This window comes from Labrenzia sp. THAF35, from assembly GCF_009363595.1.
GTDB classification, from domain to species: Bacteria; Pseudomonadota; Alphaproteobacteria; order Rhizobiales; family Stappiaceae; genus Roseibium; species Roseibium algicola.
This window is the reverse complement of the sequence record NZ_CP045381.1, coordinates 62,339-74,534: the sequence shown is the minus strand read 5'-3', so window position 1 is coordinate 74,534 and position 12,196 is coordinate 62,339. Positions and strand designations below refer to the sequence as shown.

9 protein-coding genes are annotated in these 12,196 nt (G+C 59.8%); 2 read left to right on the top strand and 7 right to left on the bottom strand.

All coding sequences use genetic code 11. The annotated features are described in order from the left end of the window. Positions 1-333, top strand: a complete 333-nt coding sequence (locus tag FIU93_RS28665) for a VOC family protein (RefSeq protein WP_023001524.1) — start codon at positions 1-3, stop codon at positions 331-333. Positions 334-407: 74 nt separating this feature from the next. On the opposite strand, the gene FIU93_RS28660 is transcribed toward FIU93_RS28665, so the two are convergent. Both FIU93_RS28660 and FIU93_RS28655 read right to left on the bottom strand, forming a co-directional pair. Then, on the bottom strand, positions 408-1,097 hold the full coding sequence (locus FIU93_RS28660) for a LytTR family DNA-binding domain-containing protein (protein ID WP_286202463.1): 690 nt from the start codon (positions 1,095-1,097) through the stop codon (positions 408-410). Positions 1,098-1,141: 44 nt separating this feature from the next. Further along, positions 1,142-2,284, bottom strand: a complete 1,143-nt coding sequence (locus tag FIU93_RS28655) for a histidine kinase (RefSeq protein ID WP_152507776.1) — start codon at positions 2,282-2,284, stop codon at positions 1,142-1,144. A gap of 204 nt (positions 2,285-2,488) precedes the next feature. On the opposite strand from FIU93_RS28655, the gene FIU93_RS28650 reads away from it, so the two are divergent. After that, complete coding sequence (locus FIU93_RS28650) at positions 2,489-9,205, top strand: autotransporter outer membrane beta-barrel domain-containing protein (protein ID WP_152507775.1); 6,717 nt, start codon at positions 2,489-2,491, stop codon at positions 9,203-9,205. A gap of 38 nt (positions 9,206-9,243) precedes the next feature. Here the strand turns inward: FIU93_RS28650 and FIU93_RS28645 are convergent, their stop codons facing one another. From FIU93_RS28645 to FIU93_RS28625, 5 genes are all read right to left on the bottom strand, one after another. Then, positions 9,244-9,663 (bottom strand): MarR family transcriptional regulator, encoded by a 420-nt coding sequence (locus tag FIU93_RS28645; RefSeq protein ID WP_152507774.1) that lies wholly within the window; start codon positions 9,661-9,663, stop codon positions 9,244-9,246. 81 nt (positions 9,664-9,744) lie between these two features. Continuing rightward, positions 9,745-10,233, bottom strand: a complete 489-nt coding sequence (locus FIU93_RS28640; RefSeq protein WP_209009615.1) for a nucleoside deaminase — start codon at positions 10,231-10,233, stop codon at positions 9,745-9,747. Next, positions 10,233-10,604 (bottom strand): multidrug efflux SMR transporter, encoded by a 372-nt coding sequence (locus tag FIU93_RS28635; RefSeq protein ID WP_055660707.1) that lies wholly within the window; start codon positions 10,602-10,604, stop codon positions 10,233-10,235. Before FIU93_RS28635 ends, FIU93_RS28640 begins: the two co-directional genes overlap by 1 nt. A gap of 59 nt (positions 10,605-10,663) precedes the next feature. Beyond that, positions 10,664-10,984, bottom strand: coding sequence for a multidrug efflux SMR transporter (locus FIU93_RS28630; protein ID WP_152507773.1), 321 nt, complete (start codon positions 10,982-10,984; stop codon positions 10,664-10,666). Between the two features lie 64 nt (positions 10,985-11,048). Further along, entirely contained in the window at positions 11,049-11,666 is a 618-nt protein-coding gene (locus tag FIU93_RS28625) for a DsbA family oxidoreductase (RefSeq protein ID WP_152507772.1), read from the bottom strand. Positions 11,667-12,196 lie beyond the last annotated feature (530 nt).

The following is a 12,196-nucleotide window of genomic DNA, read 5'->3' as shown; positions in this document are numbered from 1 at the left end:
ATGGAACCGGGCAAGAACATCGCGATCAAGGTGCCGCTGTATCGGTGGGACGAAACCGTAGCCTTCTACCGGGACAAGATCGGATTGAAGGTGACGCGTGAACTGAAGGACAGCACAGGCTTCTCGTTCGGCCCCATGACATTGTGGATCGACCGCGTGCCGCATCAAAGCCAGACGGACGTCTGGATAGAACTGTTCGATGAGGATCCCACGAATGCCCTGGCGGCATTGGGATCTCCCAAACGCGACGAACTGGAGCCGCTGACAGATGTCACAGGCCATTGGACATGCGATCCGGCAGGAACCGTCATATTGCTTCGGAAAGGTTCCTGAACTGCTTGGCGTTCCTTGTCGGACGTTCCAAGATTGGCAACAGCGACCAGAGCCAGGACGCCAACCGCCGGTTTTCAGCCTCCGCTCAGCTGCAAAATGGAGCGCAATCTCTTTGATGCAGGGCGCCCAATTTCAACGACATTGTTCCCATTAGAGAAATGAATGCTGCTGCGTCCGCTAGCGTGCCAATTGACGCGCTGGATCTGTGCGCAGTTCACGATAGTGGAACGATCTAGTCGGTGAAAAGGCGGTGCAGGAAGCCTGGTTTCGAAAACACGCAGGAGGCCATTGGCGAGGTGTTGCTGACCGTTTTCCAGATAGACGCGGGTATAGTCCCCTTCCGCCCTCAGAAAGGCAACTGCATCGTGGGACACCAGGATCGAAGCTGAACTGGTCTTGAATTGAAGACGACCCTGCGCTGTGACCAAGGTTGGGGACACATTGTTATCCGGAGTGGACGGGACCGGCGGCAGTCTTTCTCGCAGACGACCAATCGCTGTTTCCAGCCGCTCCGGCTTGACCGGTTTCACAAGGAAATCGAGTGCGGCTACATCAAAGGCGTCGATCGCGTATAGATCGTATGCACTGACGACGATCACGAAGGTTTCGGGCGGCAGGTCCGTTGCAAGGTCAAGACCCTTGCCGTTGGTCAGTTCCACATCAAGGAAAATCGCATCCGGGCGGACCTCATGCATCACTTGCCGGGCAGACTCGAGGTCCCCTGCTTCACCACTCACAGCAATGTCGGGAAATTCGGCAAGCATTCGCCTGAGGCCGCGCCTGGCGGAAGGTTCGTCGTCAACCAGAACTACACGGAGCATGCCGGACCTTTAAGCAAGATGCGGGCAACGACCATGCCCTGCCCCTCACACAGGCTGAACTCGTGCATTTCCGGATAGTAGAGCTGCAGGCGTTTTCTGAGGTTGGCGTGACCGATCGATTTCCGTGTCGGGTCCGTTTCCGAAATCTTCCCTGAATTAGTGACGGAAACCTCGACCTCATCCTTGCCGAGACGGCTGACAGAGACGTGAATGTCGATACGATTCGACTGGTGCTTTAACCCGTGCTTGACCGCATTTTCCACGAGCCCCTGCAGAATCATGTGGGGAACGATCATGTCCCTGACGGTTTCGTCGACGCTGACGGTGCATTGAAGCTTGTCTTCAAACCGGATTTCCTGGATGCGCAGATAAGCGTTCATCGCCTCCACTTCTTCCGACAGCGGACAGAGGTCCCGGCGCTGCTGGTTCAGGCAATAGCGCAGGTAACCTGCAATTTCCCTCACCATTTCAAGCGCGGTGTCGGGCCGTTCGTGAATTTCCGAAGCGACGGAATTGAGCGCATTGAACAGGAAGTGAGGCGCCAGTTGCAGCCGCAGCTGTTCCAGTTCGGAACGCATGGCCTCCGCAAGCGCCTCGCTGCGCCGCAACCGCGCGATCCGCGCCTCGTAATCGGACCTAAGGCAGAAATAGGCCAACATCCAGCCCAGCAGAACCGAAGTGTAATAAACGACCGGCGTCAGAGGCGTGTTGAAGGGCAGGGCTTCAGGAAAAATCAGGTCGCGCAGATACCAGGCTAGATACATCTGCAAGGTGCCGCACGCGAGCGAAAACGCCGCCGCCCCCAGGAACACCGGAATCGTGATCAGCCGCTGGACGTTCCGGAGAACATAGTGATGGGCAGCGCTCGTCAGCAGAAAGCCGACCAGGTCCATCGAAAGGGTCAACGTGAACGCAAGCCGGAAGTCGGAGAACGTCACCACTCGGGCGAAAAAGCCATAAACGGCTATGAACAACCAGCCGCCGATCTGAAGTTTCCAGAAGAGATGCTCGGTCTCTGGCTGCAGGCGCTCCTCGTGATGAGACTTACTGACGGCGTGCACGCGGACGTCTTCTTCTGGAGTGGAGACAGTCCTGCGTGTCGTCGCCGGAACGGCTTCATCTAAAAGCATGTTACAAGCAATCTCGTACTGGAAAGGTAACTTTCAATATAGGACCGCTCCTGCGGCACGGCCCACAATTTCATCGATGATTTCAGCTGGTTCATCGAATTTGCAGTGAAACCCGCTGCCCTGCAACCATAGTTATTCCTGACGAGGAAGAGCAAAAAGTTCCGTCTCAAAACTTTTTAAGCCAATTGTTTCAGGGATAAGAAAATGGGCCTCGGCCTTACAACCGAAGGAAAAGACCAGGTCTCCCGTCCTTCGGTCAGAAAAAACATTCGCGTGAAATCGCTGCTGTTGTCCACCGCATCCGTTGCGAGCCTGTGCCTTTCATCCCCCGCCCTGGCGGATTCCCTGTGTGACGATTCCGGCGACCCGTGGGTTTGCACCTTCAATACCGGCACGGATGTCAGTTACGTCGATCTGACCGCAACGGGTGCATCCGCTGGCGCCCAGGCCCCTGGCATCACGATCCAGAATTACGGCCAGCAGAATATGGTTATCCCGACCAGCAAGGGCATCTATGCAAACTGGTATGTCGAGTCCAGAGGGTCGGCAGGCGAGGACTCCGGCGCAGCCGGAGCTGGCGGAACAGTTACAATCGTCAATCAGTCAAATATCGATATCAGCGTGTCGGAAGTCAGCCAATTTGCAATGGGCATCTTCGCCCAATCCAGCGGCGGCGAAGGCGATCAATCCAACGGAGATAACAATTCGAACGGCGGCGCAGGCGGCAACGGTGGCTCGGTGCAGGTTACCAACAACGGCCTTGCAAGCTATACCGCCATTGGTTACGCCAATTTCGGATTTGCTATTTTCGTTGCCGAAAGCAACGGCGGAACAGGAGGCAACCAGAACAACAGCGTCCTGTCCGACCAATATGGCGGCAAGGGCGGTGACGGCGGCAGCGTCACCGTCAACAACACCGCCCCGAGCAGCTTCACCGTCGGTTCGAGCAGCAACCGTTTTCAGGGGCTTGGAGAAGGCGGCGGATTCATCGCCAGATCCTTTGGCGGCAGAGGCGGCGATAACAACGGCAATGCCGGTGCTGGTGGAACAGTCACGATCAACAACGCCATGAACGGCGACATCTACTGGGATGTCACCACGGCCGGGGGCGACGGCCTGTTCGTTCTCTATGGGTTAAGCGAAGGCGGCGCCGGGACCGCCTCGACTGACAACAGCGACGACGGCGGCGATGGCGGCAACGGCGGCAACGTCTCGATCACCAACTCAGCCAGGCTCGTCCTCGATGTTACCGGCGGCAGCTACGAACCGAGCGCAGCAATCGGCGCAAAAAGCCTCGGCGGCAAGGGTGGCACCGGCCCCACCAAGGATCATAGCGGCGGCGATGGCGGTACGGCAGGATCCGTGTCGGTATCTCTTCAAGACGGAAAATCCATCGAGACAAGTGGCGCTAATGTGTATGGCGTGCTGGCACAGAGTATCGGCGGTGAAGGCGGAGACGGCGGCGACGGCACGGCTCTCGCCGGCACCGGTGGCGGCGGCGGTTTCGGCGGCGATGCCGGCGCGGTTTCCGTCACTGTCTCAGGCGATACCAGTATTGAGACAAGCGGCGCATTTTCCGCAGCCATCGCGCTGCACTCCATCGGCGGCGGCGGCGGAACGGGGAGCGATTTTCAGAGTGTTCTCGGCGGTCAGAGCGGCAACGGCGGCAATGGCGGCGATGCCGGAAACGTCACCCTTTCGCTTGGCAATGCGACAGTCTCAACGGCAGCTGACCATGCCTTCGGTGTCGTCGCGCAGTCGATCGCAGGAAGTGGCGGAACCGGCGGGATCGATGCCTCAACCCTGGTTGGACTGGGCGGCGATGGCGCCGGTGGAGGCGCAGCCGGTACCGTAACGGTCAACTCAAGCGCGGACATCACGACCAGTGGCTTCAACTCGCTCGGCATCATCGCCCAGTCCATTGGCGGTGGTGGCGGAGCCGCGGGATCTTCCAGCGGGTTTGTCAGCGTTGGTGGCAGCGCTGCCGGATCGACAACGTCAAATGGCAGTTACGTCGGCGTTTCGAATACGCAGAAGGTCACGACCAAAGGCGACTCCTCTACCGGAATCCTTGCGCAATCGATTGGCGGTGGCGGTGGCTCGGGTGGCGATGCCACCGGCACTGTCGGCGTAGGCGGCCAGGGCTCAGCGGGCGGAAAGGGCGGAACGGTCGCCATTCCGAACATCGGAACCATCGTCACCTCCGGCGGCTATTCTCCTGGAGCCATCTTCCAGTCTGTTGGCGGCGGTGGCGGCAACGGCGGCAGCGTGCAAACCCTGTCGACCATCGCCTCCATCGGCGTCGGCGGTTCCGCCGACCTCGGTGGTGACGGCGGCGAGGTCTGCGTCGACAACACCGGCGGATGCGTTTACTCCGACCTTCCCTCACTTCTGGCTGCCACAAGCAACGGCAACGCGCACATCACCACAACCGGCGTATTCGCACCTGGGCTGATCGCCCAGTCCATCGGCGGCGGCGGCGGCAACGGCGGCAGCGTCAAGAATTTCAGCGTCCTTTCGTTCCTCGCCTTCCAGATGGGGGGCAGCGGCGGCGATGGCGGTGACGGGGGCACCGTTTCCCTGACCCAGAACCAGTTTTACGCCGCGACCTCCGGTGCACAGTCGACAGCTGTCCTCGCACAGTCCATCGGTGGTGGTGGGGGCACGGGCGGCAGCGCCAATTACTTTGACGCGACCGTCGGCTTCAACGCAGCCTTTGTCCTCGGCGGCAGCGGCGGCGACGGAGGCGACGGGGACGACGTCACAATCGATCTTTCAAGCGGCACCATCGCCACCGGACTTTCCGCGTCTTCCACCTCCAAATACGCCCCCAACAATGCCACCGGCATTCTGGCCCAGTCCATCGGTGGTGGTGGCGGCAATGGCGGCTCGACATCCGCCGGCGATTTTCTGGTTGCCGCTCCAACCGGCACCGGCGTTCCCCTCGCCTTCAACTATGTGGCAACCGTTGGTGGCAACGGCGGCAATGCGGGAGCCGGCGGCGACGTGACCGTCACCTATGATCAACCCTCCAGGCTCACGACAATCGGCGACGCCTCTCACGGGATCCTTGCTCAATCGGTTGGCGGCGGCGGCGGCAACGGCGGCGATGCGTCCGCGCTGACAGCCACGCTTGGCGACAAGGACACTGTGGAATCCACCGCTACCGTTGCTCTGGGGGGCGGCACCGGCAATGTCCTGAGCGACTTCAATATGGATTATGCGTTTACGACATCCGGTGGCGGCAATGGCGGGGAAGTCAACGTAACCTTGGGAACCTACGGCTCGTCTTCCAATTCAGGCAGCACCACCGCAACGAAACTCACGAGTCTGGCCCCGGAAAGCACGCTTTTCACTTTTGGTGACGGTGCCCATGGCGTTCTGGCCCAATCGATTGGCGGCGGTGGCGGTAACGGTGGCCTGGGCAACAGCAACGCCTATTCGCAAGGCGGTATCGCTTCGCTGGAAGCGAAGATTTCCCTGGGTGGCCAGGGTGGTTCGGGCGGTGACGGCTCCTCCGTCGAGATCCATAACTTTGCCGGCTACACGGTCCAGACGCAGGGATCGGGCTCCAAAGGCCTGGTCGGGCAGTCCATCGGTGGCGGCGGCGGCAACTCGCAGGGTGGCACCGTCTACCTTGGCGTTGGTGCCAGCAGCGTTTCCGGCAGCATGTCCCTGGGTGTAGGCGCGATTGGCGGCAGCGGCGGCGACGGCGGCACCATCTACACCGAACAATACGGCCGCATCGAAACCTTCGGCGGCGACTCGGACGGTGTCGTGCTGCAATCCATCGGCGGCGGCGGTGGTATCGGCGGATCGCTCGGCAATGACGCGTCGTCTCACAAGGTTCTCGACGCCATTGGGGCCTTGAAGAAACAGATCAAGCGCCTGTCGGATTCTGGAGCGTCCTATTCGTTCACGGTCGATGTCGGTGGTGGCGGCGGGTCCGGCGGGGACGGCAATCAGGTCAAATACTACCATGATGGCCAGATCATCACGCAAGGTGCCTGGGCGGACGGGGTCGTCCTGCAATCAATTGGCGGCGGCGGCGGCCAGGGCGGCTCGTCCACGGCCAGCGGCAGCGAAGTCAGCGCCTCGATCCAACTTGCAGTCGGCGGCAGGGGCGGCTCTGGCGGGGACGGCGGTGAAGTCGCCGTCTGGCTGGTAGACGGTGACAGCAATTTCATCAACACGGCCGGTTTTGCAGCTACCGGCATGACGATGCAGTCCATCGGTGGCGGTGGCGGCCAGGGTGGCGACGGCTCGGACAACCAGACCGGCACACTGGCAATCGGTGGCGACGGCGGCGGCACAGGTGGTGCAGGCGGCGACGGCGGTGAGGTTCACACCTATGACACCAGCGCGGTAACGATCACCACCAGCGGCAATGATGCTGCTGCCCTGGTTGCCCAGTCAATCGGCGGTGGCGGCGGCACCGGCGGGGTCGGCAGCAGCGCAGAGACAACCCGCGTCGACGGTAACGAGCTGAGCGTCTCTGTTGGCGGTTCTGGCGGTGTGGCCGGCAATGGCGGCACAATCGATCTGACGATGGACACGTCGATTGCCACCTACGGCAACCGCTCTCATGGCGTTCTGCTCCAGTCCATCGGCGGCGGCGGTGGTTATGGCGTCACCGGTAGCGTAGAAGGCGGGCTTGATCTGGCAATTGGCGGCACGGGCGGTGCGGCAGGCAACGGTGACGCGGTGACGTTCCAGCTAACCGGAGGCGCCGGCATCCAGACCCGCGGCGACGGCGCTTTCGGCCTGGTGGCACAATCCATCGGTGGTGGTGGTGGATTGGCGGGCGATGCGACCGGCGGTTCCATGACCAACGCCACCGCGAACCTGACCTCCAGCGGCGCCAGCGGCAATGGTGGCCAGATCACACTGGATATCGACGCGCCGATCACCGTCACGGGTGACGAGTCCATCGGTATTATCGCTCAGTCCATCGGCGGCGGCGGCGGTATATCCGGAACCGGCACCGGCGGCGTGGCTGGCCTCATGTCAACAGACAGCACGGGGACCGCGGGCGCTATCGATCTGGAAATCGCAAGTCAGGTCTATGCCTCCGGATCGCGTTCGTCGGGTGTCTTTGCGCAAAGCCAGGGCGCTGACGGCAACGGCACAATCGGGATCACGGTTGACGGACAAGGCAACGTCCAGGGGGGCACGGATACGGATGCCGCGGCCATCAGGGTCGCCAATGGACTCAACAACACGCTGGTTCTGAACGACAATGCCATTGTCCAGTCAGGCGCATCGCGCAACGGCACCGACGACACCGGCTCCTATGCGGTCTGGTATTCCGGAACGGGCACGACGGCTGACGGGGCAATCCTCAATGTTACCGTCAACGACACTGCGTCTCTTTACGGGGATGTCGTCCTGACCAATGCCGACGGCGGCAGCGCCGGTACAGTCACCAACAACTCACCCAACACCCTTGCTGACGGCTATCTGTACGATGCAAATGTCGTCAACAACGGCCGCTTCGTTTTGGGCCGCGCACGCGACCCCGGCAAGACAGTGATTACCGGCAATTTCACGCAAAGCGCACAGGGTTTTCTGGTCGCGGACATCGACCTGAACAATTTCGATTCCGATTGGCTGGAAGTGCGCGGCGACGCGACGCTTGCAGGCACACTCGGTCTCAAGACCATCAGCCTTCTTCCGGACAGGAAGACGAAAGTTCTGTCGGTCGGCGGATCTGTTACAGGCACCCTCACCCCGCAGGACTCTCTCATCTTCGATTACCTGTTCAGTCCGGAAGGCTCCGACTATTATTTCCAGGTAACCGGCGCCGACTTTACCCCCAACGGCAAGGTGAAACTCAACCGGGATCAGAAGGCCGTTGCGGAAAACCTGCAGAATATCTGGGATCGCGGCGGCAACAACATCTTCGGGACACTGTTCGGGGCCATTGCCGACGAGGTCGACAATCAATCCGGCAGCTATGCAGACACCCTGAACCAGCTTCTGCCGCGCACCGGGCTTGCTGCCGTCGTCGAACAGACCTTCGAAATGCTGTCCTTCGGCGACAGCCTGATGAGTTGTCCTGTCTTCGAAGGCGATGGCGCAGGCATAACCGAAGGCTCCTGTGGCTGGGCACGCGCAACCGGCGGAACGGGTCACCGCTCAGCCATCGGCAATTCACCGAGCTATAACGCTAATGCGCTGACCTACCAGCTGGGAGGACAACGGGAAATAGCGCCCGGCTGGTTCATCGGTGGCGCTGCTGCCTTTCAGCAAACATGGATTTCACAGGCCTCCGGAACCGTGAAAGGAGACGGCAAGGCGGGGTATCTCGGGGCAAGCCTGAAGCGGGAGATAGGGGCCTGGACCCTTTCGGCCGCTGCCGCTGGCAGTTACGGAGCGACCAGGTTCGACCGTAACCTGTCGATCTCCGATCTTTCCGAGACGATCTCCAGCTCTCCCGATGTGCTGGCTGGCTCCGTCAGAGCACGGATCGCACGCACCTTCGCGGCAACCAACGTCTACGTTAAACCTTATGTCGACTTCGACGCTATCTACTCCAGGGTCGGCGACTACCGGGAAAGCGGTGATTACGGACTTGAATTCGACTCCACCGGCCACTGGAATTTTGCCGCAACGCCTTCTATCGAGATTGGAAGCCGCCTGCGCTACAAGGACGGCAAGGACCTGCGTGTATATGGAAAACTCGGTGTGTCGTTCCTGTCCAGTGACCAATGGGAAACAGATGCACGCTTCACCAACCGCGCCGGGGGAACCGGGTCGTTCAAGACGTCTCTCGAACATGAGGATCTGTTTGCCTCGATCGGGGCCGGCCTTCAGCTCACATCCATTGAAGGGGTCGACCTGCGCCTGGAATACAATGGCCGATTCTCCGAAAATCTGGCCACCAACAGCGGCTCGCTCAGGCTCAGCATTCCGTTTTAAGTTTGCCGTTGATCGGCAACGCAACCGCAAATGGCCAATCAGACCACGTCTTCCGCATTTCCAAATCGCGCAAGCAGCAACTCGGCACCACCGTGCTCCTTGAGGGCATTTTCCAATGCGTTTTCGTAATCGGGCTTCGCGCTTTCAAAATGTGCACGTCCCTTGTCGGTGAGAACGGTGTAGACACCGCGCTTGTCGTCCGGACAAAGATCACGAACCGTGAAGCCCCCCCGCTCCAGACGCTCGACCATGCGTGATACGGAACTCTGGTTCAGCTGCAGATGGGCAGCTAGTTCTTGCATTCGCAATTCGGAGGTGGGCGATTTGGAGAGGATCTCGAGGGCGCGATAATCCGACAGACCAAGGCCATGCCGGTCTTGCAGGACTTTTGCGAGGTCTGCTTCGACGTTGGCGACCGCGTGGATCAGCCTGAGCCACGAACCACTGCTATTGGACATGATCAATCTGGACCTTCGAGTGTTCTGCGCTTACGTTGAGCATTTGTATGCTCATGCAAGCGCAGAAACAAGTAACTGCCATTAGTCGGAAATGCGGCTCATCGCGGCAAAGTTCTGGAAAGGCCGCATGGCTTTGGGAACGGCCAGCTTGGCCACGCGAGGCGACTGCCAGGCCAACGGATCACTGGCAAACAGCCCATAGGAACCTCGATAATCAAAGCCGTGCCTTGCCACTTCATCACGATCGGCGGCAAAGAATACCTGCGAGATGCCTGCATAAAGCGCGCTCATGTAACACATCGCGCAAGGTTCGCCTGACGCAAGCAGAATGGTCCCGTGCAGATGTGGAGTTTTAAGCGTGCGGCATGCGTCGCGGATCGCATCGACTTCCGCATGCGCGGTCGGATCATGATGATCCCGAACGCGGTTGACACCGCGCCCGATTACTGTGCCATTTCCGTCAACGACAAGAGCGGTGAAGGGAATGCCGCCTTTGTGGACATGATCCACGGAGAAGGCGACGGCCTCCTCCATGAGCTGGTCGAGGCGTTCTGAACGATCCGTCCCCATCAGGCTGTCGCCGCAAGCTTCGGGCTGTCGGCCAGCTTCAGCCAGACGACACCTGCGATAATGACACCCAGCCAGACTGCCTGGATCAGCGTCAACGGCTGGTCGAGCAAGAAGCTGCCGAAGACGGCAGCCCCGACCGAGCCGATCCCTGCCCACACGGCATAGCCGATCCCCACGTCGATGGTTCTCAGCGCGGCACTGAGGAAGTAAAGCGTGAGCAGGAAGAAAACGACGGCGGCAATCGACCAGCTCGGAATGGTGAAGGCCTGGCTGCCTCCGACGCTGAGCGCATAGCCGATTTCGAACGCGCTGGCGAGCATCAGCATGCCCCATGCACCGCCATTGCCCTGGGTTTTCTGGAGCGTATCCATGATTTGCTGTTCCTTTTGATCAGAAGAGAATTGGAGGAGATACTTCGTGTTTCAGTTGCTCAGGCAGCACCACTCAGGCGCAGGCCGACAACGCCGCCGATGACGAAGGCAATGCCGAGGCCTTTCTTCCAGTTGAGCTGCTGACCAAAGAACAGCGCCCCCAGGACGACGATCCCGACACCTGAGACGGAGGTCCAGATTGCGTACCCGACACCGACATCGAAGGTGAGGAGCGCAAGGCTCAGGAAGAAGGTGGCGATAGCGCCGCTCACGAGGGTTGCGACGGTCCACCCGAACCGTGTGAACCCTTTTGCATTTCCGGCACTTATTGCGACCGCGATCTCAAAGATCACGGCGATTCCGAGATAAACCCAACTCATTGGATGTTCCTTTCGTAGATTGAGAGTGTGTGAAGGCGGATGCCTTTAGACTTGGCCGCGTCGATTAATGGGAGCGGCCGCTATTGCCGGGGGCGCTTTCCAACCGGTCGATCGCCTGAAGCAACTCGTCCAGCGGGGGCACTCCCCGGAAAATCTGATCACCGACGACGATCGTGGGAACCGACGTGATCGCCATGTCTTGGTGGGCGTGGCGCAGTGCTTCACGGTGACGTTCGCGATAGGCCCCGCTTTCGAGAGCCTGCCGGGCTTCATCCGGGTCGATCCCCGCTTCCGCAGCCAATGCGACAAGAACCTCGGGATCGCCGATGTCGCGATCCTCCTGGAAGAAGGCGCGCAAGATCCGCATCGAATACGGATGATCCAACCCCTGATCCTGTGCCAGGGCCAGAAGCTCGAAAGCCTTGTTGGTGCGTGGCTGAGGCGAAATCGACGGCAGCTTGATTGGCACCTGAAGGCTTTCCGCAAGCGGATAAACCGACCGGTTCCAGATCGCCGGAAGGTAAGGATCCTCGGGTTTCAGCGTTGGCACCGGGTCGGGCCGCAATTCATGGGCTCGCCAGGATATCGGGATCTTCCTGTCACCGATCGCCGTCGTCACGACCTGTTCTGCGAGCAGGCAAAAGGGACAGACGTAGTCGGTGTAAACTGTAACGGCACTCATCAAGTTGGCTCTCATTTTATTTGTATGTGCATGCAATATAGTTAGAACCTCGCCATCGTCAACATATTTGCATGCGCATGCATGTTTATTTTTGCCTTACGAGTGAAAAGGTCTCTTCTTGTTGCCGCTGCCAAAACCTCAAGGAGCGACCGTGCGGCACTGCCAACAGGCGATGGTGAGACTGGCAACCCTTTGAGAGGTTTCGCAGTCGCGGTGGTTCGCCTAACGTTGTTACAAAGGGATTTTGCTCAAAGGCTCAATCCGCGGGGCAAACAGCGCGACGGAAATGCCCGCAAGGCCGGAGCCCTGCGGCGGCGCCATCCCTCATTGGGAACGCAAAAGGAATGGAAGAGCAATTTAGCCGGGTCATTAACGCTGCAACACTTCAGGTCAATGGGTGGCCCTGAAGTAGCACCGATCGAACGATTTATTTAAGTGATATAATTTCTATCAGAATGATCTGTTTAAATGATCATTTTCCCAGCCGCCGCAACATCGATTTTCACGACGGTCGCCAGCGGACAGGAGCC

Bases quoted from the DNA above. Each gene is read 5' to 3' on its own strand.
- FIU93_RS28625 (WP_152507772.1), bottom strand. From the start codon at position 11,666: ATGAGTGCCGTTACAGTTTACACCGACTACGTCTGTCCCTTTTGCCTG.
- FIU93_RS28645 (WP_152507774.1), bottom strand. From the start codon at position 9,663: ATGTCCAATAGCAGTGGTTCGTGGCTCAGGCTGATCCACGCGGTCGCC.
- FIU93_RS28660 (WP_286202463.1), bottom strand. From the start codon at position 1,097: ATGCTTGCCGAATTTCCCGACATTGCTGTGAGTGGTGAAGCAGGGGAC.
- FIU93_RS28640 (WP_209009615.1), bottom strand. From the start codon at position 10,233: ATGGGGACGGATCGTTCAGAACGCCTCGACCAGCTCATGGAGGAGGCC.
- FIU93_RS28655 (WP_152507776.1), bottom strand. From the start codon at position 2,284: ATGCTTTTAGATGAAGCCGTTCCGGCGACGACACGCAGGACTGTCTCC.
- FIU93_RS28635 (WP_055660707.1), bottom strand. From the start codon at position 10,604: ATGGATACGCTCCAGAAAACCCAGGGCAATGGCGGTGCATGGGGCATG.
- FIU93_RS28630 (WP_152507773.1), bottom strand. From the start codon at position 10,984: ATGAGTTGGGTTTATCTCGGAATCGCCGTGATCTTTGAGATCGCGGTC.
- FIU93_RS28665 (WP_023001524.1), top strand. From the start codon at position 1: ATGGAACCGGGCAAGAACATCGCGATCAAGGTGCCGCTGTATCGGTGG.
- FIU93_RS28650 (WP_152507775.1), top strand. From the start codon at position 2,489: ATGGGCCTCGGCCTTACAACCGAAGGAAAAGACCAGGTCTCCCGTCCT.